Origin of the sequence: Diaminobutyricibacter sp. McL0608, from assembly GCF_039613825.1 — a bacterium.
Classification (GTDB): domain Bacteria; phylum Actinomycetota; class Actinomycetes; order Actinomycetales; family Microbacteriaceae; genus Diaminobutyricibacter.
The window spans coordinates 1,746,445-1,773,333 of record NZ_CP154826.1; the positions used below are offsets into that span (position 1 = coordinate 1,746,445).

A 26,889-nucleotide genomic window follows, 5' to 3' on the forward strand; every position below is an offset into this window, starting at 1 on the left:
TCGTCCCAGGGGCGGTAGCTCAGCTGGTTAGAGCATCGGACTCATAATCCGCCGGTCACGGGTTCAAGTCCCGTCCGCCCTACCAACACAAAGCCGCAGCTGCTGGGAATGCACAGCCGCTCAGTAGCATGGACTCGTGACGATCGCTGACTCGACCACGACCAGGCGCCTGACGGCGCGTGGTGCGAAGACGCGCGAAAGGATCGTCACCGCGGCTGCAGACCTGATGTACGTCGGCGGGGTCGGGGCGACCACGCTCGACGACGTAGTGGCGGCCAGTGGGGTGAGCAAGTCGCAGCTCTACCACCACTTCACAGGCAAGGACGCCGTCGTGAGGGCCGTCATCGACCTCATGGGTGAGCGCGTCATCGAGCGGGAGCGCGATGCGCTCGGCCATGTCTCGACTTTTGCGGGACTGCGACGGTGGCGGGATGCGCTGGTGCAGAACAACGCCCTGCGGAACGGTGCTTACGGCTGCGCGCTCGGCTCCTTCGCCTCCGAGGTCGCCGATCACGATGAGATCGCCCGTAGAGCTCTTTCGGCACTCTTCACCGAATGGCAGGATCTCCTGTCAGGTGTGTTGCGCCGGCTTCAGGACAGCGGTGCACTACCGGCGGAGGCACCTGTCGAGCAGCTCGCGACAGGACTCATGGGCGCCCTTCAGGGAGGGTACATGCTGGCCCAGACCGCGGGCGATGTGGCACCGATGGCAACGTCGATCGACATGGCCCTCGCGCATATCGAGAGCCTGTCGGCCCAGTGAGTCCGTTCGCGAACTGGGTCACTCCCACTCTTCACCTGTCGCGATACCAGGCACACCAAAGTGGACGAAACCGTCCAGTTTGTGTTTAGGATGGTCCGGTGAACAAGGAGCCCAGTTCACAAGAAGCTTGACGCGAGGAGGTGCCTGATGAAGGCGATTGTGGTGAGGGATCTGGCCGAGGGAATGGCCGGGATGAAGTTGGAAGACCGTCCTGAGCCGCGGCCGGCGATCAACGATGTCGTCGTCGAGGTGCGCGCGTCGGGATTCGTTCCGACCGAAGTGGACTGGTCTTCGACGTGGACCGATCGCGCCGGGCGTGATCGAGCGCCGTCGATCCTCGGGCATGAGCTGGCCGGAGTGGTGACAGCCCTCGGCTATGGCACGACAGGGCTGTCGCTGGGGCAGCGGGTGTTCGGGATCTCGGATTGGCATCGTGACGGGACCCTCGCGGAGTATGTGGCCGTTGAGGCACGCAACCTCGCGCCGCTCCCGGGTGATGTCGACTTCGCGGTAGGTGCAAGCCTGCCGATCTCGGGTCTCACCGCGTGGCAGGGCCTGTTCGATCACGGCCACCTGCGATCAGGGCAGACTGTCCTCGCGCACGGAGCGGCCGGTGCAGTCGGCACGATGGTGACCCAGCTCGCGCGGGAGGCGGGCGCGTATGTCATCGGCACCGGACGCGCGGCTGATCGTCAGAAGGCGCTCGAGTTCGGCGCGCATGAGTTCATCGATCTCGCCGATGACGCCCTCGAAGACGTCGGCGGAGTCGACCTGGTCTTCGACGTCATCGGCGGTGCCATCCAGGAACGATCCACGCGCCTGATCAGGCCAGGAGGCACGCTGGTCACGGTCACCGGGCTGGCTGACGCGCGACCCGAGGATGGTCTGGCGGTCGACTTCGTCGTCGAGTCCGTCCCCGCACAACTGGTCGAGATCGTCCAGCGGGTCCGGGATGGCCGGCTTCGCACGAACATCGGCACCGTCGCAACACTCGACGACGCCGTCGCCGCACTCAACCCGACCGAGCGACGCAACGGGAAGACCGTCATCAGCATCCGACCCTGACGACCAGGCGTCAGGCGACCAATCAGCAAAGGAACCCCATGACCAACGCAACCGGGCCGAACCGCGACGACTTCGAGTACCCCGATGAAGCCGGATATCCCGACGGAGCAGGCACCCTCACCCAGGACCAGGCTGTCCTCATCGACGAGGTGATCGAGGATGACCATGCCCCCGCGATCAGCTTCTTCGTCGTCAACGACGACAAGACCGGCACCTACGAGGCCATCACCGGCGACACAGTGATCGCCGGCCTGACCTACAACATTGCCGGCGACGACCGGCTCGTGCTGCTGGCCACCGCCGTGTTCCCCGAGTTCCGCAAACAGGGCATCGCGACCGAACTGATACGCCGCGTCCTCGACGACATTCGCAGCCAAGGGAAGACGGTCACCATCATGTGCCCGATCGTCTGGGCCTTCATCGAGCGCAACCCCGACTACGCCGACCTCATCGACCCGAAGCTTCCCGGGGTGCGGAAAGGCGCACACGGTTCCTGAAGCAGCTTCGCCAGCTCCGATAGTGTTCATCCAGGCCGAGCGCGGGAAGGAATCGCGATGAACCCGCGAACATGGCGGATCACTACGTGGTGGGGCAAGCTCATCTATGTCTTCGCGGCGTGGTTCGTCGCCGTCCGAGTCATCGATCTGTTGTTCGGCGTCCTCGGGGTCACCGGCCTCGGGGCAACCGTCTTCTTTCTCGTCTACGACTTCGCTGTTCTCTTGGTCGGTGCTCGCATCTTCCGGGGCAAGGGCGAGCCGGTGGCCGCTTCACGACCGTGGTGGCAGATGACGGCCCGGAAGAAGCTCAGCAACAATCTCGGCAGCTGGCTCGCGGTCGTGACGACGCTCGCGGTGGCCGCGCTCGTGATTTCGTTCTTCAGTCCTTTCGGCTCCTCTAAGTCCGACCTCGTGTTGTTGGTTCTCTATTTCGGAGTTCCGACCTACCTGTACCTCAACAGCGCGGCCCGCCTGCAGTCCGCGCCGAAGCCCGACGCTGATGCACCCCTGAGGTCGCTCGAGGCGTGACGACCGTCACCCCGTTCATCCGCCCATCCAGCCCCAGAAAGGTTCGTACAGATGGATCCAACTGCGATCGCGACCTGGGTGCTCGCCATCATCACGCTGCTCAGCGCCGGATTCGTCGTGTGGCAGCTCATCGATGGCACCCGCGCGCGAGTCGAACAGACGACGTTTCTGCGACGCCAGGAGACGCTGCGCCTGTACTCAGCGACGCAGGACAGCAGGCGGACGTCGAAGATCGGGCTTCCTCGCGACAGCGATTCGGAGGCAGTCGCCGCCTTCACCGAAACGGCGAGGACGGATGAGGATTATCGTCTCGCCGTGCGCGACTACCTGAACTACTGGGAGTCGATTGCGACCGGAGTCCGTTTCGGTGTGCTCGACGGAGGAATGCTTCGCGCGCTGGTCGGACCGCGTCTCGCCTCGATTCTGAAGAACTATCGTGCGCACATCGACTGGATCCGCGCTGAAGGCAAACCGTCGAACTTCATGATCGAACTCGAGAACCTTGTGCAGGACTGGGGTGAGGTGGAGCCCCTGGGTCGCGCTGACGCACCCACCACAACAGTGGCGCTGGATACGCAGAGTTGATAGGGTGACGCAGTCCGCGAAGCGAGAAGGAGGTGATCCCCGGTGAACGTCGTATCCATTGGGTGCTCCTCGTCTCTGCGACGGGCGGTCGACTGACCTGAGTGTCGTCGGGAGCGCCGTGAACAGGTGACCCCGAAAGGCACTACTCATGCACTTCTTCTCTCAGACGGCGTCGGATGGCGTCGTCGAAAAAACATTCGCCGTCGACGGCGTTCCTGGCGTGCTCTGGTCGCCGATCGGCGCATCCGATCCGGCTCCTCTCGTGCTCATGGGGCATCCTGGCGGCCTGCACAAGAAGGCGCGTGGCCTGGTGGCCCGTGCTGCACATCTTGTGACGGTCTACGGGTTCCACGCCGCGTCGATCGACGCCCCAGGGCACGGCGACCGCGAGCGATCCGCCGAGGACTCCGAGTGGGTCGACCGGATGCAGCGCGCCCGGACAGTGGGGGAGCCGCTCGGTGTCATCGTGTCCGAATTCAACGCATCCATCGCAGCCCGAGCCGTACCCGAGTGGCGAGCGACACTCGACGCGCTGCAGACGCTTCCCGAAATCGACCCGGACAGCCCTGTCGGCTTCAGCGGCATGACACTCGCGACCGAGATCGGCTTCCGTCTGGCAGCGGTGGAACCACGTATCGGTGCCGCCGGGCTGGGCGCTGCCTTCGCGTCGGAAGCACTGTTGGACGTGGCACGCAGCGTCACGGCACCTCTGCAGTACCTTTTGCCGTGGGACGACCCCGAAATCGATCGCGAGTCGGGTCTCGCCCTCTTCGACGCGATCGGTTCAGCGGAGAAGTCCCTCCATGCGTTTCCGGGCCCCCACCAGACTGTCCCGGCATACGAGGCAGAGGACTCCGCCCGCTTCCTCGCGCGTCATTTGGTGGCCAAGTGATCGCGCGGCCCTAGACTCGGGCGAACCGTCCACCGCACGACAGAAAGAGAGCGATGTCAGACTTGACCGCATCCGACATTGTTGACCCGTACGGGCACTCCTCGGGCAGCGCGCCGACCGCGCCTGTGCAGGACGCGCGCGCGCGCGAAAAGCTCGGTCGCCGGGCGATGATCATGGCGATCGCGGTCTTCGGGGTCTCGCTGGTGGTGTCGATCCTCATCGCGTTCTTCGGCACGACGATGTACACCTACGGCACGGCGACGTCTGCAGGGTTCCGGGTTGCGCCGAACCAGGTCGCTTTCGGGTTCCAGGCGCTGTTCGGCACTGTCTTCGGCACGTGGGCCGTCGTGCAGGGGATCGTCGCGGCCGCGAAGAACCGCGGGCGGTCGTTCGGAGTCGTCGCGATCGTCGTCGGCGCGTCCGCTCCGATCGTCAGCGTCATCGTGTGGCTGGTCCTCGGTGCCGCCTTCGGGCACCATGTCAGCTTGTAGGCCGGATCAGGGCGTACCGCTCACGAGCTCCATGGCTGCGTCGGCGAAGGTGTCGAACGGCCCGAAACCGAGCGGTGCTCCGGCGGTCGGAAGATCCTGAGGATAGGCGACGTAGCCGCCGTCCTCATTGATGATCTGGCCGACGCTCTCGGTGCCGTACGGGGTGTTGCGCACGATCGACCACGTCTCCGCCTCACTCACTTCGCAGAAGTAGTCGTTGCCGTCAAAGGTCGTCGTCCACTGCTCTTCGTTGCTCACGGGCCAACCATATTCGACACTCCGCAACCGGCGAAAGGTGGCCGCAGCTGCCGTGCCGTATTAGCGTGGGGCATGCGACGAGTCGCCCGAAGGCTCACCAGCATTGACAAGATGGCCGATTCCGGCCGCCGACAACACTGGTTTTGAAGGGCAATCCGATGCGTCCACTGCTGCGTACCGCTGTGACCGGGATGGCGGTGCTCGCCGTCGTCGCGGGTGTCGCGACCGGTGTGATGCAGCCTGCGAGCGCGTCCCCGGAGTCCACGCCGACACCGTCGGTCGCACCCACACCCACACTCGCGCCCGTCCCGGACGCGACACCCGCGCCCACGGCCACGCCCACTTCGCCCCCAGCACCCGCGCCGTCCCCGACCGCCTCTCCGAGCACCGCGCCGGCCGTGCCGCAGGCCGATCCCGTCACTGCCGATCCGTCGCTCGCGACGATGAACGCGGCGGGCAACCACAGCATGGGTTCCACCGTCGAGCAGTTCGAGGGCGCTCCGGCGCCGAAGGCGTCGGCCAGAATGGCCGCGCCGTTGGCGGCCACCGCAGCGGCGGGTACGCCGCCGGGCGTGCCCGGTCTCGATGTGAGCGGCTGGCAGGTTCTGAACTCCGCCAACTGGGCGACCATCCGGGCGAACGGCGCGCGCTTCGCCTACGTCAAAGCGACTGAGGCGACCGACTACACCAGCAGTCAGTTCTCCGAGCAGTACAACGATTCGTACGCCGCGGGTCTCGCCCACGGGGCCTATCATTTCGCGACGCCGAACACGTCGTCAGGCGCAGCCCAGGCGAACTGGTTCATGGCGCACGGTGGCGCCGGTACGAACGACGGACGCACGATGCCGCCCCTCCTCGACATCGAGTACAACCCGTACGGAGCCACCTGCTACGGATTGAGCCAGGCGGCGATGGTGTCGTGGATCCACGACTTCATCAACACGATCCACGCGAGGATCGGCCGGTGGGCGGCGATCTACTCGACCACGAACTGGTGGTCGGCCTGCACGGGCAACAGCAACCAGTTCGCGGCGAACCCGCTCTTCATCGCGCGCTACCCGAACAGCATCTCGGATGGCGCGGGCACCCTTCCGGCGAGCTGGAGCAGCTACACGCTCTGGCAGTATGCCGACTCCGGCGTGTTCCCCGGCGACCAGGATGTCTTCAACGGCAGTGGCGCAGGTCTGACGGCGTATGCGCTCGGCTCCAGTCTGGTGCGCACAGTGTCGAATGCCTCGGTCTACCTGATCTCAGGCTCGAACAAGTACCCGGTTCCGAGTGCCGGGGTCCTCACAGCTCTCTCGCCGATGGGAAAGGTCGCCTACGTTTCGCAGGCGTTCCTCGACACGCTGGCGACGCAGCAGGTCGTCACCCGCATCCTTCGTTCCCCCGGCGGCACGATCTACTTCGTCGACTCGGGCCTCAAGCTGCCTTTCAACTCGTGTGCGCAGGTCGCCGATTACGGTGGCAGCTGCGATACGAGCGGCTACGCGCAGGTTTCGGATGGGCAGATCGCTTCGTATGTGACAGGTGCGGCAGTCGGGCCGGTCATCAATACGATCTCCGCTGGCAGCTACTACATCAGCGGCGGTAAGCGGCACCAGATCCTCGACTCCGCATCGCTGACGGCGGCGGCCGTTCCTGCGTCGCCTGCCAACCGGCTCTCGAACGAATCCGTCGCCTACCTTCCGTTCGGTGCTCCGATCGCGCGGGACAGCGTGTACGTGGCGCAGACCGGCACGTCGGCGTACTACCTTCTCGCCGGAGGACTCAAGCACGCCGTCGACCCGGGAACCGTGGCTCTTGCCGGAAGCGCGGCACGTACGGCCGGCTCCCTCCAGGCGGGGAGCCTCGCCGTCATCCCGTCTTCGAGCGCGCCGTTCACCGGCGTGATGCAGGTGTCGGGAAATCCGACGATCTCCGTGCTCGGCACGGGAGGCGCGTACACCTGGGCGCAGGGGGTCGGGGGAGCGGCTTTCGGTCCTGTCACGGTGTCGCAGGCGTTTCTGAACTCGTATGCCGCCAAGGGCTCGATCGCGCCGGGTTCAGCTATCAAATCGGCCGCGGACGCGACGGTGTACCTGACGATGCCGACGCAGGTGCTTCCGGTCGGCGCGTGGGATTCGCTGATCGCGCTGTCGGGGGGAAAGACACCCACGATCGTGACGATTCCCCAGAAAGTGATCGCCTCCCTGAAATTCGGTCCTGTCGCCCTGACGGCCGGCGCTCTCGTGCGAACCCCTCAGGATGCGACCGTCTACCTCGTCAACGGGGTCACGAACAAGGTTGCCTTCAGCGATCTGGTCTATCCGAACCAGGCCGGGATCACGAAGCTCACGTTCACGACGCAGACCCGGTTGGATGCATACCCGACGGGGCCCGCCCGGCTCGTCTTCGGTATCACCTGCGGTTCGCAGTCCTATGTGAGCGCCGCAGGATCGGTCCACGCGATCGGTGCGTCCCTGTTGCCGCTCTACCCGATCACGTTCGTACCGCTCGATACGTTCACCTGCGCGCTCCTGCACAAGGGCACAGCGGCGACCTCCTTCATCCGGACCCCGAACGGTTCGATCTACTATCTCGATGCCGGAAAGAAGCGACCGATCACCAGCCTCGCCCGCTTCCAGCAGCTCTCGGGCGGCAAGGGCTACCTGAACGTGACCCAGAAGTTCGCGAACCTCATCCCCACCGGCGCGAAGGCCTGACGGGCTGCAGGCCGGCCCGGAGCGGGACGCTCAGGACGCCGGAACGATCGCCTGGACGGTCAGCAGGTGGATGTCCGGGTTGTTGCAGGCCTGGAGCGTCGTCATCGGGACGAAGGCCGAGCCGGTCGATCCGGGCGGGGCGATTCGGAAGCCATCCGGGGTCACAGCGGTGCAGCCTGCGAAGTTCTGGGCGATCGCGACGCGCAGCTGGGCGGTCACAGCCTGCCCGGGCTGCACGGTCTGGGTGGATGGTGTGGTCGTCGGGTCGTTGTCGGCAGGCGGGCCGATCTGGGTGCCGTTTCCCTGCCCGACGAACGCCACGGCGGGGTAGCCGTTGAGTGTGCACGCGGCGGTTCCCTTGTTGGTGAACACGATCGGCACGTAACGGCTGCCCGCGGCGCCCTGTGTCTCCCCGAGGGAGATCGTCAGGGTGGAGACCGTGCAGGCGCCAGCTCCGCTGGTCGACGTCGGCGTGGGCGTCGGTGACGGGGTAGGCGTGACGGATGGCGTAGGCGACGGGGTCGGACTGGGTGTCGGTGTCGGCGTGGCATTCGCTGTCGCCACCAGCCAGATGACGATGCCGATCAGTGCGGCGGCCGCCACACTGAGGATGACGATGGCGATCGTCTTTCCCCGCGTTCCGGGCTTCTTGTTTCCCGGCTCGCCACTGGTCGAATCGAGCTCGCTCATTATCCCGCCATTCGGTCGCCTGACGCGGGATGAGCCCACCCCGCTCACCTGTCAGTATGGTGCCCAATTCCGGCCCACCGCCAGAAGCGTGCCGAGGAGTCGCTCTTCCGGCAGCTCACTCCGCGAACCGGGTGAAGTCCTCGATCACGTCATCGATGACCCGCAGAGAGCGGCCGATTCCGGGAGAGTTCGTTCCCGCGTGCCCCGCTGCGACGATCAGCGCTTTCCAGAGCGTCCAGCCCCGCCCGCGCGCCCAGGTGTCGGAATCACGAGCGATCGACCTCCGGAACACCTCACGTGAGCCGCCGTCGAACATCGTCCAGGTGATCGCGAGGTCGCACGACGGATCGCCGACACCGCAGGTTCCGAAGTCGATGACGGCGCGGAGCACACCATCCCGGACCAGCAGATTGCCTGCGCTGACGTCGCCGTGGAACCAGACCGGCGGCGCCGTGAACGTCGCGTCCAGCGCAGCATCCCACACCCTCAGCGCAGCCCGGCCGTCCACGCGGTCGCCGAGAGCGGAGACCGCGCGCCGGGTTTCGTCGTCGTAGACCTCCAGCGGCCCACCACGGAAGAAGTTGTGCTCTCCTGGTTCCGGTCCGTCGGTCGGGTCGATATCGCTCAGCGCGAGGAGGAAGGCGGCCAGGTCTGCCGCGAATCGGATTCGATCGGAGATCGGCGCCCTGTCGGCGACCTGTCCGTCGATCCAGCCGTATACCGACCAGGGCCATGGAAAGGATGCGGATGCCCGTCCCAGCCCGATCGGCTCCGGAATCCGCAATGGAAGCAGTGGCGCGAGCGCCGGAAGCCAGCGATGCTCTTTCTCGACCTGGGGAATGTAGCCTGGGGCGCTCGGCAGGCGCACGCTCAGGCGGTCGCCGAGGCGGAAGGTGCGGTTGTCCCACCCGTCGAACTCGACAGGTCTTACCGCAAGACCCGCCCACTGCGGGAACTGGGCGGCGACGAGCTGTTCCACCAGGGCGGCGTCGATCGTTGGTGCCCGGTCAGCCACGGTATCAGCCGTCCCCGCCGCTGGAGTACCCGACCCGGACATCCTCGGCCAGCGCATCCAGCATGGCGACCTGCCCGGCGACGACCTTGTCCCGCGCGATCTCGAGCGGGAACCACCGGGCATCGTCGATCTCAGGGAACTCCTTCATCCGCCCCGACCGCGGCGGCCACTCGAGCGAGAAGGTATTGCTGACGATCGCATCGGCCGCGAAGTCGGTCTCGGCGGCGAAGGCGATGACGGTCTTGCCCGATGACTGCCGGAACTCGCCCAGCTTCTCGTAGCTCGCATCCGGCGCGGGCACACCGATCTCCTCGAGGAATTCGCGCCGGGCCGTGCGGAGCTCGTCGCCGTCGTCACCATCGTCGACGAGGCCTTTCGGAATCGACCAGGCGCGGTCGTCCTTTCCGGCCCAGTACGGTCCGCCCATGTGCGCGATCCACACCTCGAGGCCGTCATCGGCCGTCCGGCGGTAGAGCAGGATGCCCGCGCTCCTGACCGACGACGTCGGACTCATGCCGACCTCTTCTCGAGCATCTCCTGAAGCTGTTCGATCTGGGCGGACAGCTCCCTGATCTGCCCTCGCGTCGCGGTGCGGGCGTGGTCTTCGGTCAGGGCGACCCGTTCGACGATCCACGACGCGAGCGTCGCCGTGACGACACCGAGCATGGCGATGCCGCCCACCATGAGCCCGACCGCGATGAAGCGACCGGTCTCGGTGACGGGTGTGAAATCGCCGTAGCCGACCGTCGTGATGGTCACGAATGCCCACCACAGGGCGTCGCCGAACGTGGTGATCGTCGCCCCGGGCGCGTGACGCTCGCTGTCGAGCACGGCGAGGGCGGCCGTGAAGACGAGCAGGCTCGCCGCGCCCGCGACGTAGATGCTGACGCGGCCGCGGAAGGCCCTGCCCGCGGTCTTCTGGAGCACCGCGAGGATCGTCACCAGTCGTAGCAGGCGGAGCGGACGCAGCATCGGCAGAACGACGATGGCGAGATCGAACAGGTGAGTGTAGAACCATCGCCAGCGCTCGCGTGCGAGCGACAGGTTCACGAAGTAGTCGAGGAGGAAGACACCCCAGGTCGTCCAGATGATCACCTCGGCCGCCATGGCTTCGGGGCCCTGAAGATCTGCTATCACCTCCCACGCGTACGTTGCGAGGAAGATCGCGGCCACGATCGCGAGTGGCCACTCGGTCAATTGCTGCCAGCGTGCTTGGGTCATGGCGGAACTCTAGAACAACTCGCCCCACGAAGCGTTACGCGGCAGGTCGCCCGGGGAGCCGGGCGGGGCGCGGACGACTAACGTAGGAAGGGTGAATTCGGGCGACGCGTGGGTGGAAGGCCCGAACGGCGAGCGGTATTGGGGACGATTCGGCGCAGCCGGCCTCCTGGTGCTCGATCGTTACCGGGGCGTCCTCCTGCAGCATCGTGCCGAGTGGAGCCACCACGGGGGAACGTGGGGCCTTCCGGGTGGGGCGCGTCATGAGGGCGAGACGGCGGTCGAGGGCGCGCTGCGTGAGGCTGCCGAGGAGGCGGATGTGCCTCCTGGCGCACTGCAGCTGCTCTTCACGAGCGTTCTGGATCTCGGCTTCTGGTCGTACACGACGGTCGTCGTCGCTGCGACGGCCCCGTTCGAACCGCGCATCGTCGATGTGGAGAGCATCGAGTTGCGCTGGGTACCGGTCGGCGAGGTGAACGCGCTTCCCCTGCATCCCGGATTCGGCGCTGCCTGGCCCGAGCTCAGGGCGCGGATCGCCAGCCTGTCGGACTGACAGGCCGGACCCGCGACGCGTTCAGGAGGCGAGCGGTGTTCCGTAGGCGTTGCGCGGTGTCAGCAGGTGGCGTGGCACATCGATGAACCCCGGCACGCTGCCGAAGTAGCCGGCGTTGCCCGGGTAGCTCGCGTGTCCGGGGAAGCCCGGCGCGCCCGGGTAGCCGGGGTCGACGTGATGCGTCTGTGCTAGGCGCCAGAGCAGCCGGTTCTCGACCAGGGTTCCGAGATACGTGCCATCGCGGGTGGCGACGTCGTCATCCGACCACGCGAACCAGCCGATCCATTCCCCGTCAGGATTGAACAGGTAGCGGCCGTCGTATTCGGTGCGAAATGCCACGAAAGCGCCTTTGCTGTCGTACAGGTACACTGTCATCGTCGTCGCCTCCCGCGAGTGGTCAGAACTTGAATTGAATTATCCTCACTTTTGAGGATGGACGCAACGGGATGTCTGTGCCAGGCGTCACAATGGATCAGTGCACATCGTCCTGGCCCGCCTCGCTCCCGAGCGTGCGTTGGCCGTCGAACTCGATGACGGCGGCGTCGAACTCGGCTCACACGAGATCGGAGCCGACGGGCTCGGCGGATTCGTGAGAGAGGCGGAAACGCGTCGGCCGCGATGGGTGTGGAACGACACGCGGACATGGTACCCGGGGCTGCTCGCGCACGGCGTTCGCGTCGATCGGTGCGTAGACCTGGCGCTGAGCCACCGCATCCTGCGTCTGTCGACGCTGAGCGCACGCTCGGCGCTCGCGCTCGCGCCTCCTAGCGAATGGGATGCGCTCCCCGCCCTCGATGAGGCGGCAGCCGTGGCGACAGCGCTCTTCGACCTCGAGTCCGACCTGGCCGAGCCCGACCTCGTGCCCGACCGCTCATCCACGCTGACGGAGTTCCGCCTGCAACAGGATGCGGTCGCTGCGAGCCCTGAACCGGGGCGCCTTCGTCTGCTGCTGGCCGCCGAGTCCGCAGGAGCACTCATCGCCGCCGAGATGCAGTACGCAGGACTTCCATGGCGCAGCGATCGGCATGATGCGCTGCTGTCCGAGATGCTCGGTCCCCGTCCGATCCCGGGAGCGCGGCCGGCGAAGCTCGAGGCCCTCGCCGGTGAGGTGCGCGCCGCGCTCGATGCGCCCTCGCTCAACCCGGACAGCCAGGCCGAGCTGATGCGTTCGCTCCGGCGCTCGGGTCTCGTGGTCACCTCGACGCGCTCGTGGGAACTGAAGAAGATCGACCATCCGGTCATCCGGCCGCTCCTCGAGTACAAGAAGCTCTCGCGCCTGGCGAGCGCCAACGGCTGGACGTGGATGGACAGCTGGATCCGCGACGGTCGATTCCATCCCGACTACATTCCCGGCGGGGTGGTCACGGGGCGCTGGGCGACGCGGGGCGGCGGAGCCCTCCAGCTCCCGCGCCAGGTGCGTGGGGCGGTGGTCGCCGACGCGGGCTGGAAACTGGTTGTCGCCGACGCTGCACAGCTCGAGCCGCGCATCCTGACCGGGATGTCCGCCGACACCGCGATGGCCGCCGCAGGTCGGGGAAAAGACCTCTACGAAGGGATCGTCGCCTCCGGCGCAGTCGACGAACGGGCGCACGCGAAGGTGGCGATGCTCGGTGCGATGTACGGGGCGACGACGGGGGAGAGCGGTCGACTGATGCCGCGGCTCGCTCGCGCATTCCCGCGGGCGATCCGCCTCGTCGAAGATGCTGCGCGGGCCGGAGAACGCGGCGATGTGGTCACGTCCCGCCTCGGTCGGAGCTCGCCGCGCCCGGGGGCCGCCTGGCTCCAGACGCAGGGCAGCGCCTCCGCCCCGGATTCGACCGAGGCCGACGAGCGCCGTGCGCGAAGCCAGGCTCGGGACTGGGGACGCTTCACCCGCAACTTCGTCGTGCAGGCCAGCGCGGCCGAATGGGCGTTGTGCTGGATGGCCGAACTGCGCAAGCGACTCGGTGCGATGACGCCGCCGGGTGCCCGGATGGAGGAAGGGCCGCATCTGGTGTACTTCCTGCACGATGAGGTGATCGTGCATGCGCCGGACGACGTCGCCGAAGCGGTTGCCATTACGGTCGCGGAGGCCGCGCGTGAGGCCGGCAGGCTGCTGTTCGGAACGTTTCCGGTCGAGTTCCCGGTCACAACGGCCGTGGTCGACACCTACGCTGAAGCGAAGTAGCAATAAACCTGTGTCGAATCTGGTTAGGGCAGAAGACGTGAAAGAGGATGGACACCATGACTGAGACCGCTACCGCATCGGCCGACCCCCGCGAGGTGCTCGCGACCTATCACCGACGCCGTGAACAGGCCGTGACAGCCCCCAAGGGCAACCTGGCGCTCGTGAACACGCAGTGGATCACCGGAGACCCTGAAGCCCCCGCGCAGACCGTGTGGGGCGTGCCTGGGCTCTGGTCGCCACTTCCGGCCGGGCAGTCCGGGCTGAAGCTCACGGCGACCGCCGATGACGGCATCACGGTCGACGGCGAACTGGTCGACGGCGACGTCGTGGTGCGCGGCAAGGATGACCCGAACCCGGGTGACATCGTCTTCAGTGACACGGTGACCGGATTCGTGATCGCCAGTGAGGAAGGCGAATACGCGCTGCGGGTCTGGGATGCGAACTCGGAAGACATTCAGGCGTTCGGATCGATCGACGTCTTCGACTACAACCCGGATTGGGTGATCCAGGCCAGCTTCACGCCCATCGACGGCGGAATGACGGTCGGCTTCGAGCACCTCAAAGACGACGGCAAGACGCGGGACATGGTCATCCCCGGCGAGATCCGCTTCGAGAAAGACGGAGTCGGGTACAACCTCGCCGCCTTCAAGGCCGGGCGGGCCCTGCAGCTGGTCTTCTCCGACGCCACGAACGGGGACTCGACCTATTCCGTCGGGCGATTCCTGTTTCTCGCTCCCCACCCCGACGGCACAGTGACCCTGGACTTCAACCTTGCGGTCCTGCCGCCGTGTGCCTTCAGCTACAACTTCAACTGCCCGCTGCCGCCCAAACAGAACCGTTTCTCGGTCAAGATCGAAGCGGGCGAGAAGAACGTGCTCACGAAGTCGGGTGAGCTGCTGCACTGAGCGCGGATCAGTTCTCCGCGACAGTTTCTCCTGAGGTCTCCGAGATGGGTCGGCGGCCCCGGCGCGGGCGCTCGGTGCTGCGCTCCTGGTGCAGAACCGAGGGGTCGTCGTTGAGGGCTCTCGCGACCTCGTCGAGCCACTCGATCGCCGCCTGAGCGCCGAGGCATGCCGCCCGGTTCGCCGCCAGCACTGCGCGCGTGTCCGCATCGTGGTCGAGTTCGCGAATCTTCTCGGTGAAGGAACGTCGGTAGTCGGCGACCACCCGGAGCGCATCCGCTTCGGCGACGGACGCAGCGACCAGTACCTGGTCCTGCATCTCATCCCAGTCGGGGCGCGCATCCGCCGGCCCGTGGGTCAGCCAGGTCAGCGCCTGCTCACGTCCCGCATCCGTCAGCGCATAGAGCGGAAGACCGTCATCCGTGGCTCCAGCTGACTCCACCAGACCCTGGTCGGTGAGTCGGTCGAGCGTCGAATACACCTGGCCCGCGTTGAGCTGCCGGCGATGAGCGGCACGGGCGAGAAACTCGGCCTGCAGTTGCGAGCCGTATGCCGGCCCCAGCGAGAGCAGCGCGAGGAAAGCGTTCTGCACGGACATACGGCGGCCTCCTATATCTCTACTGAGCATGCTATTACGTGCGGCCGTCCGAACCGCCGAATCACAATCTTGTAACTCCGTGTGCTTGTACGGCATAATTCAACCAAGCGGCTTCGGCCGCACAACTTCATAAAGGTGCCGCAGGCATCCGTTCACTGGTCGTTGGGGAAGACGTACCAACCGAACGGAGGACACCATGGCAGCACCAACAGCTCGGGGAGTGCTTTTCGTGCACTCCTCTCCCGGCGCGCTCTGCCCGCACATCGAATGGGCAGCAGGTCGCGCGATGGGTCGCGCCGTCAACTTCACGTGGGAGGCGCAGCCCGTACTTCGCGGCGCCCACCGCACCGAGTTCTACTGGGAGGGGCCGCAGGGTACGGGAGCGGCGATAGCGTCGGCACTGCGCGGGTGGGAGCACCTGCGCTACGAAGTCACCGAAGACCCGGGTCCCGGCTTCGATGGCGCGCGCTGGATGCACACACCCGACCTCGGTATCTTCTTCGCGCAGACCGATTCCGCCGGAAACACCGTCATTCCCGAAGACCGCGTGCGCTATGCGATGGAAGTCGCGGGCAGCGACCCGCGCGAGCTTCACCGTGAGCTTCGGCTCGCGCTCGGCCAGGCGTGGGATGACGAACTCGAGCCGTTCCGTCACGCCAGCGATGTAACACCCGTCGTCTGGTTGCACAAAGTGGGCTGACGCCCGAGGGCTCCCACCAGCGGGCAGGATCAGGCACACGCGCTGCCGCCCGGGGGTGGTGAACGAAGAATCCCCGACTGGAAGGCTTCCCAGTCGGGGATTCTCATGTTTGGCTGCGCGCGAGCGCCCGGCGCTTCGCGCGCCCGGCGGTTGGTCAAGAGCGAGCACAGGAAAAGACTGCCCTGGAGCGAGTCTTAAGCCGTCTTTTCCTGTGCTCGACGGGCGGTCAGACGGAGCGGAAGGCGACGACGGCGTTGTGGCCGCCGAAACCGAACGAGTTGCTGATCGCGAGCAGGTCGCCGTCACCGAGCGGGCGAGGAGTCGTGACGACGTCCAGCGGGATGTCGGGGTCCTGATCCGTGAGGTTGATCGTCGGCGGGGCGACGCGCTCGTGCAGCGCCATCACGGTGAAGAACGCTTCGATCGCGCCCGCGCCACCCAGGAGGTGACCGGTGGACGCCTTCGTCGCAGACACGGGGATGCCGTGCAGCGCCTCGCCGAACACGCGGAGCAGTGCGTTGTACTCGGCGATGTCGCCGACAGGCGTGCTCGTCGCGTGCGCATTGATGTGGCTCACGTCGGACAGTGTCGCGCCCGAGTTCTTGATTGCCGCGATCATTGCGCGAGCCGCCGCCGACCCCTCGGGGTCCGGGGCGGTGATGTGGTACGCGTCGCTGGTGACGGCGCCGCCCACGAGCTCGGCGTAGATCTTCGCTCCGCGAGCCTTGGCGTGCTCTTCGGTCTCGAGAACCAGGGCCGCAGCACCCTCGCCGAGCACGAAGCCGTCGCGCGACACGTCGTACGGACGCGACGCGGTCGCGGGGGAGTCGTTGCGCTTCGAGAGTGCCTGCATTGCTGCGAACGAAGCGATCGGCAGCGGGTGGATCGCAGCCTCGGAGCCGCCGGCGATGACGACATCGGCGAGTCCCTGCTGCAGGTGGTCGTAAGCGTTGGCGATTGACTCGGTGCTCGACGCGCACGCCGAGACGACAGTGCGGATGCCGGCACGCGCGTGCAGGTCCATCCCGATCGCGGCTCCCGGGCCGTTCGGCATGAGCATGGGAACCGTCATGGGCAGCACACGTCGCGGCCCGCGCTCGCGCAGGGTGTCCCACGCGTCGAGCAGGGTCCAGACCCCGCCGATGCCGGTCGCCCAGTCGATGGCGAGACGCTCGGGCTCCACTTCGGGAGCTCCCGCATCCGCCCAGGCCTCGCGACCCGCGATGAGCGCGAACTGGCTCGACGGGTCGAGACGTTTGATCTCGTGGCGCTCGAGCACGTCTGCAGCAGCGACTCTGGCCTGCGCGGCGAAAGTCACGGGCAGCTGGGTCTGTTCCACCCAATCGTGCTCGAGGGTCGAAGCGCCGGATTCGCCGGCGAGCAGCGCTCTCCACGATTCAGCGGCGGTGCCACCGAGCGGCGACGCTGCGCCCACGCCGGTGACGACGATCTTCTTGGTCATAACGGCAACTCTCCGTAATAGGTACTGACCGCGTGCGACTGGCTCGCAGGCGGCAACGGACGAGGGCCGACCCGGACTGTGCTCGGGTCGGCCGCCCGTACGTGTGGTTCTAGTCCTGCGCCTTGACGATGAACTCGACAGCGTCGCCGACGGTCTTGAGGTTCTTGACCTCTTCGTCGGGGATCTTCACATCGAACTTGTCCTCGGCGTTGACGACGATGGTCATCATCGAGATGGAGTCGATGTCGAGGTCGTCGGTGAACGACTTGCCCAGCTCAACCGTGTCGGTTGCAATGCCGGTCTCGTCGTTGATGAGTTCGGCCAGGCCGGCAAGAACTTCTTCGGTGGACAATGCCATTGTTTTTCTCCTTGAGGGGTGTCGTTTGACCGTTGACAAGTTTAGGGCAGCACGACGACTTGCGCGCCGAACACGAGTCCGGCGCCGAAACCGATCTGCAGGGCGAGTCCGCCGCTGAGTTCGGGGTGCTCTTCGAGCAGTCTGTGGGTCGCCAGCGGAATCGAGGCGGCCGAGGTGTTTCCGGTGGTCTCGATGTCGCGAGCGACGATGACGGTGTCAGGAAGCTTGAGCTGCTTCGCGAACTCGTCGACGATCCGCATGTTCGCCTGGTGGGGGATGAACGCGGCGAGCTGGTCGGGGGTGACGCCCGCGGCATCCAGTGCCTGCTTGGCGACCTTGGCCATGTCCCAGACGGCCCAGCGGAAGACCGTCTGGCCTTCCTGCCGGAGGGTCGGCCACGGAGCCTCGCCGCGACGATACTCCTGGAGCGTGTGATCCATGCCGACCGCTCCCGCCTTCGAGCCATCGGAACCCCAGATGGTCTTCGAAATGCCGGGGAATTCGCTCGGACCGATCACGACAGCGCCTGCGCCGTCGCCCAGGAGGAACGAGATCGTGCGGTCGGTCGGGTCGACGACGTCGGAGAGCTTCTCGGCGCCGACGACCAATGCGTAGTGGGCGACGCCCGTGCGGATCAGGGCGTCGGCCTGCGCGATCGCATACGGATAGCCGGCGCACGCCGCGTTCACGTCGTAGGCGGCGGCAGGGTTCGCGCCGACACGGTCGGCGACGACCGCCGACATCGACGGGGTCTGCTGGATGTTGCTGATGGTCGCGATGATGACCGCATCGATGAGCTTCGGATCTACGCCGGACTTCTCGATCGCCTCCTTCGAGGCCTCGGTGGCGAGATCGACGGCCAGCAGGTCCTGGCTGGCGCGGGTTCGCGTGATGATGCCGGTGCGCTGGCGGATCCACTCGTCGGACGAATTGATCGGGCCGACAAGGTCGTCGTTGGGCACCACGATGTCGCCGCGTGCTGCACCGATGCTGAGGATGCGCGTGTACTGCGGACCGTGGGACTGCTGGAGGGTCGGGTGGGTCATGGGTGTGTCTTCCGTCCTTCTCAGGCCTGCTGGTCGATCAGCTCGAATGCTGCGGGGAGATCGTCGGGAGTCTTGACCGCGACTGCGGGAACGCCTTTGAGGCCGCGCTTGGCCAGGCCGACGAGGGCGCCGGCGGGTGCGACCTCGATGATGCCGGTCACGCCCGCGGATGCGAACGCATCCATGCAGAGGTCCCAGCGAACCGGGGAGGAGACCTGGCCGACGAGCAGGTCGACGAACGTCTTGCCGGACTCGACCAGCGAACCGTCGCGGTTCGTCCAGATCGGAAGCGTCGGGTCGGACGCGGCGAGGGTCCCGGCGAATGCCGTGAGATGCTCGACCGCGGGCTGCATGTACCGGGTGTGGAACGCGCCGGCGACCTGGAGCGGGATGACTCGGGCGCGCGCGGGGGGATTCTCGCCGAGCCCGGCCAGTGCGTCGAGGGCTCCGGCGACGACGATCTGGCCGCCGCCGTTGAAGTTGGCCGGGTACAGGCCGAGCGTGTCGAGCTGGGCGAGCAGCTCCGACTCGTCGGCGCCGATCACGGCGCTCATCCCTGTGGGAGTCTCGGCAGCTGCGCCGGCCATCGCCGCGCCGCGCTCGCGAACGAAGGCGACGGCATCCGTCTCGCTGAGGATGCCGGCGCCGGCTGCGGCGGTGAGCTCGCCGACCGAATGTCCTGCGATTCCGCCGACGCGTTCACGCCGTCCGTCGGCGAGAAGTGCCGAGAGTGTGAGGAGGCCGGCGGCCACGATGAGAGGCTGGGCGATCGCGGTGTCGCGGATGGTGTCCGCGTCGCTGACGGTGCCGTGTGCGACCAGGTCGATACCGACCGCATCCGAGATGCCGGTGAGCTGGTCGCGGAAGGTGGATTCAGCGATCCACGGGGTCAGGAATCCGGGGGTCTGGGAGCCCTGGCCTGGGCACACGATCACAATCACCGTACTAGTCTGCCAATCCGCCGCTGTGCGGCTGTGTCGAACGCATACCAAGTATTCGCCGAAACCTGTGCTGATCCCAACAAAGTGGGCTTGAGGCGGCCGTCGTTTCATCCTAGTTCGTCCCTCGACCCAGCCTTCACGAGCGGCGGGACGGTTACCTCAGGAGAAGTGGGCGGCGGTGAAGGCGAGATCGGCGGGGGCGAGGCGACGCCAGTAGGCCGCGTCGTGGCCGCCCGGCGTGAAACCGCCCGCAGGATGCGGAGCCAGCCCGGAGACGTAGTCGCGTACGGCGGGGTAGAAGCCGTCGCCGGTTCCGCAGTCGATGCGAATCGGGATGCCTGCGAGCGCTGACTCATGCCCGAACGGTGTGTTCGCGCCGAAATCGGCTGCGCCGTCGAAGGCGATGTGCGCGGCCTCGCCGGCGGTGTGCCACAGGGCCGGGCTCACGGCGGCGACCGATGAGACGCGTTCCGGTCCGAGCTGTGAAGCCAGGTGCAGCGCGCCGTAGCCGCCCATCGACCACCCGTAGAGCGCGAACCGCGTGATGTCCAGCCCGTGGCCGGCCAGCAGTGGTACGAACTCCTCGGCGACCATGGCGCCTGCGTCCTCGCCGGATGCACGGCGATGCCAGTAGGTGTTGCCGCCGTCGACGGATGCGATCGCGAACGGGCGGGAGCCGCCCTTCACCGCCTGTGCGAGAAAACGGTCCAGACCGAGATGGTTGGTCCCGAACGCGTTGCTGTGGTCGTCGGAATAGCCGTGGAGGGCGATGAGGACCGGAAGCTTCTCGCCGGGGCTGGACCCGGGTGGATAGCTGATCGCCCATCCGCAGTCGGCTCCGAGGCGCGCCTTCGACGTGAACGAGCCGCTGACCATCGTTCCCGGAGGGATGTTCGGAACCGTACCCGCCGGACCATTCAGGCCCAGCACCTTGTGCATGAGCGAGCGGCCGGGTAGCAGGCGGTTCTCGACAGCGAGACCCGCAGCACCCGTCAGAACCGCGAGTCCGACCACGCCTGCGCCCACTCCGATCAGCGTGCGACGCGACACCGCGCCGTGCTCGGCCCGGGTCTCGTCACTCGCGGTGCCGGAATCTGTGTCCTCTTCGATCACCGGAGGACGCTCAGGCGCGCCGCGGGGAGTCGGGCTCGGCGATGGAGCCGACGATGAGCGCAGCCTGCAGGATGAGCGCCTCGCGTGCGCCGGTCGCATCCCAGCCGATCACCTCGGAGACCCGTTTGAGTCGGTACCGCACGGTGTTCGGATGCACGAAGAGCTCCCGAGCCGTCGCCTCCAGTGAACGGCCGTTGTCGAGGTAGCACCACAGCGTCGTGAGCAGTTCGGTCGAGTGCGACTGGAGCGGCCGGTAGATCCGGTTGATCAGGGTGGCGCGGGCGAGGCCGTCGCCGGCCAGCGCGCGCTCGGGCAGCAGGTCATCCGCGTGGACCGGGCGAGGGCAGTTGCGCCACGCTTTGGCCACCGCGAAACCGGCGAGGGCGGCTTTGGCGCTCTTCGACGCATCCACCAGGGTCGGGACTTCGTGTCCGAGCACCAGGTGACCCGCGCCGAATCCCGGTTCGAGCTGGGTCGCGATCTCCATGAAGTTGACGAGCGGGGTCGCACCGATGGCGTCGTCGGGCGTCGAGTTGCTGGGCCAGGCGCGGCCGATGACGAGGACGAGGCGACTTCCCTGCACACCGATCAGGACATCCGCCGACATGTGGCGCGCTGTGCGCCGCAGCTGATCGACATCCAGCATTTTCGGCGCCGTGCCGACGAGCACACTCACCTCTCCGTGCCCGTGCCAGCCGAGGGCGGCGATGCGGCTGGGAAGCTCGTCGTCGTACTCGCCGGTGAGGATCGAGTCGACGACGAGGGCCTCGAGGCGTGCATCCCACAGTCCGCGGGCCTCCGCGGCCCTCGCGTACACGTCGGCCGCACCGAACGCGATTTCGCGGGAATAGAGGAGGATCGCTTCGCGGAGGTCTTCGCCGCCGTTCTTCACGCGGTCCTCGACCACCTCGACGGTGACCTTGATGAGCTGCAGCGTCTGCTGCAGACTCACGGACCGCAGAAGCTCGCGCGGCGCCGCGCCGAACACGTCGGCAGCGATCCACGGCGTCGACCGCGGGTCGTCGAACCACGAGATGAACGACGAGATGCCGGCCTGGGCGACCAACCCGACCGCGGACCGCCGCCCGGGGGGCATGTCGCGGTACCACGGCAGGGTGTCTTCGAGGCGTTTCAGCGTCGCCGTCGCCAGCTCACCGGAGATCTTGCGAAGCCAGGTGAGCGTCTCTTCCTTCGTCTTAGGCACTGGTGCCCGGCCCGGTGTCAGCTCTCGCCGCCGGCGGTTCCGGTGGTGCCGGCGTTGACATCGTGCAGACGGTACTTCTCGATCGCGCGGATGGGCGCGCTCGGGTCGACCTGTCCGCGCGCGGCGAGCAGTTCGAGAGTGCGCACCACAAGCGACGGGCCGTCGATCTTGAAGAACCTGCGGGCCGCGGCACGCGTGTCCGAGAACCCGAAGTCGTCGGCGCCGAGCGTGGCGAACTCGCCGGGCACGAACGGGCGGATCTGGTCGGGAACCGCGTGCATGAAGTCCGACACGGCCACGAAGGGCCCGTGTGCGCCGGACAGCTTGCTCGTCACGTAGGGAACGTGTCGCTCCTGGTCCGGGTGGAGGAAGTTGTGCTCCTCGGCGGCGAGACCGTCGCGACGCAGCTCCGACCACGAGGTGACGGACCAGACGTCGGCGGACACGCCCCAGTCCTGCGCGAGCAGGTGCTGAGCCTCGAGCGCCCACGGGACCGAGACACCGGATGCGAGCAGCTGGGCCTTGGGACCTGCGACATCGCCTTCGCGGAGCCGGTAGATACCGCGCACGACGCCGTCGATGTCGAGGCCGTCGGGTTCAGCGGGCTGCACGTGCGGCTCGTTGTAGACCGTCAGGTAGTACATGACATTCGGGTTCGGGTGCGCTCCGCCGTACATCCGGTCGAGTCCATCGCGGACGATGTGACCGATCTCGTAACCGTAGGCCGGGTCGTAGGAGACGACCGCCGGGTTCGTGGATGCGAGCAGCAGCGAGTGGCCGTCGGCGTGCTGCAGGCCTTCACCTGTCAACGTGGTGCGGCCGGCCGTTGCGCCGATCATGAAACCGCGTGCCATCTGGTCGCCGGCAGCCCACATGGCGTCCCCTGTGCGCTGGAACCCGAACATCGAGTAGAACACGTAGACCGGGATGAGCGGTTCGCCCTGGGTCGAGTAGGACGTGCCGACCGCGGTGAACGCTGCGAGCGCGCCGGCCTCGTTGATTCCGACGTGGATGATCTGGCCCTGCGGGCTCTCCTTGTAGGCGAGGAGGAGCTCGCGGTCGACCGAGGTGTAGTGCTGGCCGTTCGGGTTGTAGATCTTCGCATTCGGGAAGAACGCGTCCATGCCGAACGTGCGCGCCTCGTCGGGGATGATCGGCACGATGCGGTGACCGAAGTCCTTGGCGCGCAGCAGATCTTTGAGCAGACGGACGAACGCCATGGTGGTGGCGATCTCCTGCGTGCCGGAACCCTTCTTGGCGATTGCGTACGCCGAGTCGTCGGGCAGTGACACCTGGGTATGTTTCGTGCGACGCTCAGGAACGTAACCACCGAGGGCGCGACGGCGTTCGTGCAGGTACTGGATCGCCTCATCCTGCTCGCCGGGGTTGTAGTACGGCGGAAGGTACGGGTTCTCCTCGAGCTGCGCGTCGGTGATCGGGATGCGCATGCTGTCGCGGAACGTCTTCAGGTTGTCCAGCGTCATCTTCTTCATCTGGTGGGTCGCGTTGCGCCCCTCGAAGCTGGGGCCCAGGCCATAGCCCTTGACCGTCTTCGCGATGATGACCGTCGGCTGGCCCTTGTGCTCGCTGGCCGCCTTGAACGCTGCATAGACCTTGCGGTAGTCGTGGCCGCCGCGCTTGAGGTTCCAGAGCTGGTCGTCGGTGTAGCCCTCGACGAGTTTGCGCGTGCGCTCGTCGCGACCGAAGAAGTTCTCGCGCACGTAGGCGCCGTTCTCGGCCTTGTAGGTCTGGTAGTCGCCGTCCGGAGTGACGTTCATCAGGTTCAGAAGGGCGCCGTCCGTGTCGCGGGCGAGCAGTTCATCCCATTCGCGGCCCCAGACGACCTTGATGACGTTCCAGCCGGCACCGCGGAAGAAGCTCTCGAGTTCCTGGATGATCTTGCCGTTGCCGCGCACCGGTCCGTCGAGGCGCTGCAGGTTCGCGTTGATGACGAAGGTGAGGTTGTCGAGGCCTTCGTTCGCGGCGACCTGGAGCTGTCCGCGGCTCTCGACCTCGTCCATCTCGCCGTCGCCGAGGAACGCCCAGACGTGCTGATCGCTCGCATCCTTGATTCCGCGGTTCGTCAAGTACCTGTTGAGCTGGGCCTGATAGATCGCGTTGATCGGGCCGAGACCCATCGAGACGGTGGGGAACTGCCAGAACTCGGGCATGAGCCGAGGGTGCGGGTACGACGACAGTCCGTTGGGCGCGTGGGACTTCTCCTGGCGGAACCCGTCGAGCTGGTCGGCGCTGAGCCGGCCTTCGAGGAACGCGCGGGCATAGGTGCCGGGGGAGGCGTGCCCCTGGACGAAGACCTGGTCACCACCGCCCGGGTGGTCCTGGCCGCGGAAGAAGTGGTTGAAGCCGACCTCGTAGAGAGCAGCGCTCGACGCATAGGTCGAGATGTGGCCGCCGACAGCGATTCCGGGACGCTGCGCGCGGTGCACGAGGATGGCGGCATTCCACCGGATCCAGGCGCGGTAGCGGCGCTCGATCTCTTCATCGCCGGGGAACTCGGGCTCGTTCTCGGGGGAGATCGTGTTGATGTAGTCGGTGGTCGGGACCATCGGCACACCCAGGTGCAGTTCTTTGGAGCGCTTGAGCAGGCTCAGGATCACATCGCGTGCGCGCTGGTGTCCCTGGGCTGCAACCAGTGCGTCGAGGGATTCCTGCCATTCGGCGGTCTCCTCCGGGTCCGAATCGATGTGATTCACCGAGTACGGGTCCTGGTCGTTTACAGTCACTCTCGACCTCTTTCTTGTGTCGTATAGATCGTGTGTGGGGTGCATCACTGTCGGATTACGACAGGAAGGAGGCACCATCTGCCAGCCTAGCCACTCTTCGAGGGTCCTGTGGACCGCCCGCTGTGATGTGTGGGCGGACAGGTCTAAGCTGTGTGATCGTGCGTCCCAGAGCCTCGGCCGGGATGCGCGGCACAGGCACCGACAGGAGAGCACGATGGCACTGGAGAACGACACCCAGGCACCCGACTTCGAACTGGTCAACCAGTTCGGCGAGACGTTCCGACTGAGCGATTACCGCGGCACGCGCGCCGTCGCGCTCGTCTTCTTCCCGCTGGCATTCTCGGGCACCTGCACCGGCGAACTCTGCGAGTTGCGCGACAACCTGGCCCTGTTCAGGTCGCACGATGTCGAACTCGTCGGAATCTCCGTCGACTCGAAGTACGCGCTGCGGGTCTGGGCCGAGCAGGAGAACTACGATTTCACGCTGCTCGCCGACTTCTGGCCGCACGGTCAGGTCGCCAAGGAGTACGGCGTGTTCCTGCCCGAGAAGGGGTTCGCGAACCGCGCGACGTTCCTGATCGACGAGGCAGGCATCATCCGCGCGAGCTTCATCACCGCGCCGGGCGAAGCACGGTCGCTGGAGGCGTACCGCGCAGCGCTCGAGGAACTGCCGGCCCACGTCGGCTGACCGGGGCCGTCCCCGGTATCATTGACTCGTCGCTTCGGCGATGAGGGCCTTTAGCTCAGCTGGTAGAGCGCCACGTTTACACCGTGGATGTCATCGGTTCGATCCCGGTAGGGCCCACTTTTCCCTGTTCTGCTTGCCGAGCACAGTAAAAAGCACCTCATTCAGTTCTCGAAGCGTGCTTTTTCCTGTGCTCGACGTCGGTGGTGGCGGGTGGACGTGGGGCGACCCGTTGCGGTACTGCGCAGCCGCGGGGCAGCATCGATGCATGGGCAAATATCTCATCTCTTTTCCGAGCGAAGCCATGGTGCTCACCGCCGAGGAGTTCCCGATCGTCTCGGCCGACTCGCACGAGGTCATCCGGGAGGCGAAGGCCGCCGGGGTCTACGTCTTCGGCGGTGGCATCCTGGAGCAGGTCGACCCTGTGCTGGTCTCGGCCGACGGGTCGGTGAGCACCGAGATCTATCCGGGCTCCGAACTCACGGGTGGCTTCACGGTACTTGAGCTGCCGACGCGCGAAGACGCGGTCGAGTGGGCCCGGAAGATCGCAGTGGCCTGTCGCTGCTCGCAGGAGCTCCGCGAGTTCGGGTACGACCCCGAGAGCTGACCTCCGAGTGTGTTTCACGACGACGTCGGTGGTCGTGCGTAGTCTCGGTGCATGGATGAGCCGCACACGGTCGAGGTCGTCAGCGCGGTCGGCCACTACGACGGATTCTTCGAAGTGGTCGGCGTCAAGAAGCCCGGCGGGGGCGGATGCTGGTGCATGAGCTACCGGGACACCCGGCTGAACAACCTCGAGCGACCCCTCTACATGGAGGACGAATGCTCGCGCGAGCCCGGCCCGGGAGTCCTCGCCTACGTGGATGGTGAGCCGGCAGGCTGGTGTTCGATCGCACCTCGCTCCAGCTATCGGCGCCTGATGCATTCGCGGACGATCCCATTCCTCGACGAGCGCGACGCCTGGGCGGCCGTCTGCTTCGTGGTGCGACCGAGATTCAGGGGCCGGGGATTGATGAACGTGCTGCTGGACGGAGCAGTCGAACACGCTCGGTCGCACGGAGCCGAGGTGGTCGAGGGCTACCCGATCGAATCGGACACGCCCGGCAAGGTCGACATCATCTCCGGGTACGTCGGCACCACTCGCCTGTTCGAGCGCGCCGGCTTCCAACGGGCATCCGAGACCCTGGCGCACAGCGGGGGTCGGGCGCGCTGGATCATGCGCAAGGAGTTCGCCTGAAGTCCGAGCAGCCTCGCTCAGTCATCCGCGCGACTCGAGCAGCTCCTTCAGTTTCCGGTAGCTCACCGGCGCACCCTTGCGTGCGGCCGATCGGACCATCGGCAGCAGCGCGACACCCATGCCGTGACCTTCGAACGACAGCGCAAAGGTCACTCGAGATCCCGAACCTCCGTCGAGTGGCTCGATGGTCACCGTCATGTTCGGTCGGATGGGGCCGTCCGTTCCCCGCACCACCCATCGCGTCGGGACGTCGACCTCGACGATCTCCTGGTTCAACGTGCGATCGGCGGGCCCGATCCTGCGCGTCGTGCTGAATTGCGACCCGACGGTGGACGGGGTTCCGCTCACCATCCGCGCGTCGACCACATCCGCCTGCCACTCGCTGAACGTGCTCGGTTCGGTGCCGTACGCGAAGACGTCCGCGGGGCTTCTCGCGATGTCGATCGTGAAGGATTCATCGTCGCTCATGGCG

30 protein-coding genes and 2 tRNA genes are annotated in these 26,889 nt (G+C 66.5%); 17 read left to right on the plus strand and 15 right to left on the minus strand.

Annotation, left to right across the window (positions count from 1 at the left end; all coding sequences use genetic code 11):
• The first annotated feature begins 8 nt into the window (after window positions 1–8).
• The 8 genes from AAYO93_RS08250 to AAYO93_RS08285 all read left to right on the plus strand — a co-directional run bounded on the left by AAYO93_RS08250 (window position 9) and on the right by AAYO93_RS08285 (window position 4,821).
• A tRNA-Ile gene (locus tag AAYO93_RS08250) sits at window positions 9–85 on the plus strand.
• Window positions 86–136: 51 nt separating this feature from the next.
• Complete coding sequence (locus tag AAYO93_RS08255) at window positions 137–763, plus strand: TetR/AcrR family transcriptional regulator (RefSeq protein ID WP_345764500.1); 627 nt, start codon at window positions 137–139, stop codon at window positions 761–763.
• Window positions 764–910: 147 nt separating this feature from the next.
• Window positions 911–1,828: an NADP-dependent oxidoreductase gene (locus tag AAYO93_RS08260; RefSeq protein WP_345764501.1), complete on the plus strand. Its 918-nt coding sequence runs from the start codon at window positions 911–913 to the stop codon at window positions 1,826–1,828.
• 38 nt (window positions 1,829–1,866) lie between these two features.
• Window positions 1,867–2,325 (plus strand): GNAT family N-acetyltransferase, encoded by a 459-nt coding sequence (locus tag AAYO93_RS08265; protein ID WP_345764502.1) that lies wholly within the window; start codon window positions 1,867–1,869, stop codon window positions 2,323–2,325.
• Between the two features lie 57 nt (window positions 2,326–2,382).
• Window positions 2,383–2,853: a hypothetical protein gene (locus AAYO93_RS08270; protein ID WP_345764503.1), complete on the plus strand. Its 471-nt coding sequence runs from the start codon at window positions 2,383–2,385 to the stop codon at window positions 2,851–2,853.
• Between the two features lie 51 nt (window positions 2,854–2,904).
• The gene (locus tag AAYO93_RS08275) at window positions 2,905–3,438 is read left to right on the plus strand and encodes a DUF4760 domain-containing protein (RefSeq protein ID WP_345764504.1); all 534 of its coding nucleotides are present in this window, start codon (window positions 2,905–2,907) and stop codon (window positions 3,436–3,438) included.
• 148 nt (window positions 3,439–3,586) lie between these two features.
• Complete coding sequence (locus AAYO93_RS08280) at window positions 3,587–4,330, plus strand: alpha/beta hydrolase (RefSeq protein WP_345764505.1); 744 nt, start codon at window positions 3,587–3,589, stop codon at window positions 4,328–4,330.
• 53 nt (window positions 4,331–4,383) lie between these two features.
• Window positions 4,384–4,821: a hypothetical protein gene (locus AAYO93_RS08285; RefSeq protein WP_345764506.1), complete on the plus strand. Its 438-nt coding sequence runs from the start codon at window positions 4,384–4,386 to the stop codon at window positions 4,819–4,821.
• Between the two features lie 6 nt (window positions 4,822–4,827).
• Here AAYO93_RS08285 and AAYO93_RS08290 read toward each other — a convergent pair whose 3' ends face one another.
• Window positions 4,828–5,079 carry a hypothetical protein gene (locus AAYO93_RS08290; RefSeq protein ID WP_345764507.1) on the minus strand — a complete coding sequence of 84 codons (252 nt, stop codon included), beginning with the start codon at window positions 5,077–5,079 and terminating at the stop codon, window positions 4,828–4,830.
• Between the two features lie 158 nt (window positions 5,080–5,237).
• Between AAYO93_RS08290 and AAYO93_RS08295 the strand changes: the two genes are divergently transcribed.
• Window positions 5,238–7,784: a lysozyme gene (locus AAYO93_RS08295; RefSeq protein ID WP_345764508.1), complete on the plus strand. Its 2,547-nt coding sequence runs from the start codon at window positions 5,238–5,240 to the stop codon at window positions 7,782–7,784.
• A 30-nt stretch (window positions 7,785–7,814) separates the two neighbouring features.
• On the opposite strand, the gene AAYO93_RS08300 is transcribed toward AAYO93_RS08295, so the two are convergent.
• The 4 genes from AAYO93_RS08300 to AAYO93_RS08315 form a co-directional block, all read right to left on the minus strand.
• Window positions 7,815–8,474 (minus strand): DUF4232 domain-containing protein, encoded by a 660-nt coding sequence (locus AAYO93_RS08300; RefSeq protein WP_345764509.1) that lies wholly within the window; start codon window positions 8,472–8,474, stop codon window positions 7,815–7,817.
• A 115-nt stretch (window positions 8,475–8,589) separates the two neighbouring features.
• Window positions 8,590–9,489 (minus strand): aminoglycoside phosphotransferase family protein, encoded by a 900-nt coding sequence (locus AAYO93_RS08305; RefSeq protein WP_345764510.1) that lies wholly within the window; start codon window positions 9,487–9,489, stop codon window positions 8,590–8,592.
• Window positions 9,490–9,493: 4 nt separating this feature from the next.
• A complete protein-coding gene (locus tag AAYO93_RS08310; RefSeq protein WP_345764511.1) occupies window positions 9,494–10,003 on the minus strand; it encodes an NUDIX domain-containing protein in 510 nt (169 codons plus the stop codon).
• Window positions 10,000–10,710 (minus strand): potassium channel family protein, encoded by a 711-nt coding sequence (locus AAYO93_RS08315; protein ID WP_345764512.1) that lies wholly within the window; start codon window positions 10,708–10,710, stop codon window positions 10,000–10,002. The genes AAYO93_RS08310 and AAYO93_RS08315 overlap by 4 nt, the downstream gene beginning before the upstream one ends.
• A 91-nt stretch (window positions 10,711–10,801) precedes the next feature.
• Between AAYO93_RS08315 and AAYO93_RS08320 the strand changes: the two genes are divergently transcribed.
• On the plus strand, window positions 10,802–11,260 hold the full coding sequence (locus tag AAYO93_RS08320; RefSeq protein WP_345764513.1) for an NUDIX hydrolase: 459 nt from the start codon (window positions 10,802–10,804) through the stop codon (window positions 11,258–11,260).
• A 21-nt stretch (window positions 11,261–11,281) separates the two neighbouring features.
• Here the strand turns inward: AAYO93_RS08320 and AAYO93_RS08325 are convergent, their stop codons facing one another.
• Window positions 11,282–11,635, minus strand: a complete 354-nt coding sequence (locus AAYO93_RS08325; protein WP_345764514.1) for a hypothetical protein — start codon at window positions 11,633–11,635, stop codon at window positions 11,282–11,284.
• 100 nt (window positions 11,636–11,735) lie between these two features.
• Between AAYO93_RS08325 and AAYO93_RS08330 the strand changes: the two genes are divergently transcribed.
• Entirely contained in the window at window positions 11,736–13,427 is a 1,692-nt protein-coding gene (locus AAYO93_RS08330) for a bifunctional 3'-5' exonuclease/DNA polymerase (RefSeq protein ID WP_345764515.1), read from the plus strand.
• Window positions 13,428–13,483: 56 nt separating this feature from the next.
• A complete protein-coding gene (locus AAYO93_RS08335; protein WP_345764516.1) occupies window positions 13,484–14,332 on the plus strand; it encodes a DUF1684 domain-containing protein in 849 nt (282 codons plus the stop codon).
• 7 nt (window positions 14,333–14,339) lie between these two features.
• On the opposite strand, the gene AAYO93_RS08340 is transcribed toward AAYO93_RS08335, so the two are convergent.
• On the minus strand, window positions 14,340–14,927 hold the full coding sequence (locus tag AAYO93_RS08340) for a PadR family transcriptional regulator (RefSeq protein ID WP_345764517.1): 588 nt from the start codon (window positions 14,925–14,927) through the stop codon (window positions 14,340–14,342).
• Window positions 14,928–15,123: 196 nt separating this feature from the next.
• Between AAYO93_RS08340 and AAYO93_RS08345 the strand changes: the two genes are divergently transcribed.
• A complete protein-coding gene (locus AAYO93_RS08345; RefSeq protein ID WP_345764518.1) occupies window positions 15,124–15,627 on the plus strand; it encodes a DUF3145 domain-containing protein in 504 nt (167 codons plus the stop codon).
• A gap of 226 nt (window positions 15,628–15,853) precedes the next feature.
• Here AAYO93_RS08345 and AAYO93_RS08350 read toward each other — a convergent pair whose 3' ends face one another.
• From AAYO93_RS08350 to aceE, 7 genes are all read right to left on the minus strand, one after another.
• A complete protein-coding gene (locus AAYO93_RS08350; RefSeq protein ID WP_345764519.1) occupies window positions 15,854–17,089 on the minus strand; it encodes a beta-ketoacyl-[acyl-carrier-protein] synthase family protein in 1,236 nt (411 codons plus the stop codon).
• 109 nt (window positions 17,090–17,198) lie between these two features.
• Entirely contained in the window at window positions 17,199–17,447 is a 249-nt protein-coding gene (locus AAYO93_RS08355; RefSeq protein ID WP_345764520.1) for an acyl carrier protein, read from the minus strand.
• A 41-nt stretch (window positions 17,448–17,488) separates the two neighbouring features.
• A complete protein-coding gene (locus tag AAYO93_RS08360; protein WP_345764521.1) occupies window positions 17,489–18,493 on the minus strand; it encodes a beta-ketoacyl-ACP synthase III in 1,005 nt (334 codons plus the stop codon).
• A gap of 20 nt (window positions 18,494–18,513) precedes the next feature.
• The gene (locus AAYO93_RS08365) at window positions 18,514–19,434 is read right to left on the minus strand and encodes an ACP S-malonyltransferase (RefSeq protein WP_345764522.1); all 921 of its coding nucleotides are present in this window, start codon (window positions 19,432–19,434) and stop codon (window positions 18,514–18,516) included.
• A gap of 159 nt (window positions 19,435–19,593) precedes the next feature.
• Complete coding sequence (locus tag AAYO93_RS08370) at window positions 19,594–20,547, minus strand: alpha/beta hydrolase (RefSeq protein WP_345764523.1); 954 nt, start codon at window positions 20,545–20,547, stop codon at window positions 19,594–19,596.
• A gap of 10 nt (window positions 20,548–20,557) precedes the next feature.
• Window positions 20,558–21,751 carry a PucR family transcriptional regulator gene (locus AAYO93_RS08375; protein ID WP_345764524.1) on the minus strand — a complete coding sequence of 398 codons (1,194 nt, stop codon included), beginning with the start codon at window positions 21,749–21,751 and terminating at the stop codon, window positions 20,558–20,560.
• Between the two features lie 17 nt (window positions 21,752–21,768).
• A complete protein-coding gene (gene aceE / locus AAYO93_RS08380) occupies window positions 21,769–24,495 on the minus strand; it encodes a pyruvate dehydrogenase (acetyl-transferring), homodimeric type (protein ID WP_345764525.1) in 2,727 nt (908 codons plus the stop codon).
• 214 nt (window positions 24,496–24,709) lie between these two features.
• Here aceE and AAYO93_RS08385 point away from each other — a divergent pair, with 214 nt between their 5' ends.
• The 4 genes from AAYO93_RS08385 (at window position 24,710) to AAYO93_RS08400 (ending at window position 26,417) form a co-directional block, all read left to right on the plus strand.
• Window positions 24,710–25,183, plus strand: coding sequence for a peroxiredoxin (locus AAYO93_RS08385; protein WP_345764526.1), 474 nt, complete (start codon window positions 24,710–24,712; stop codon window positions 25,181–25,183).
• A 44-nt stretch (window positions 25,184–25,227) separates the two neighbouring features.
• A tRNA-Val gene (locus AAYO93_RS08390) sits at window positions 25,228–25,300 on the plus strand.
• 148 nt (window positions 25,301–25,448) lie between these two features.
• Window positions 25,449–25,787 (plus strand): YciI family protein, encoded by a 339-nt coding sequence (locus AAYO93_RS08395; protein WP_345764527.1) that lies wholly within the window; start codon window positions 25,449–25,451, stop codon window positions 25,785–25,787.
• A gap of 51 nt (window positions 25,788–25,838) precedes the next feature.
• Window positions 25,839–26,417: a GNAT family N-acetyltransferase gene (locus tag AAYO93_RS08400; protein WP_345764528.1), complete on the plus strand. Its 579-nt coding sequence runs from the start codon at window positions 25,839–25,841 to the stop codon at window positions 26,415–26,417.
• A gap of 21 nt (window positions 26,418–26,438) precedes the next feature.
• On the opposite strand, the gene AAYO93_RS08405 is transcribed toward AAYO93_RS08400, so the two are convergent.
• Window positions 26,439–26,885: an SRPBCC family protein gene (locus AAYO93_RS08405; protein ID WP_345764529.1), complete on the minus strand. Its 447-nt coding sequence runs from the start codon at window positions 26,883–26,885 to the stop codon at window positions 26,439–26,441.
• Window positions 26,886–26,889 lie beyond the last annotated feature (4 nt).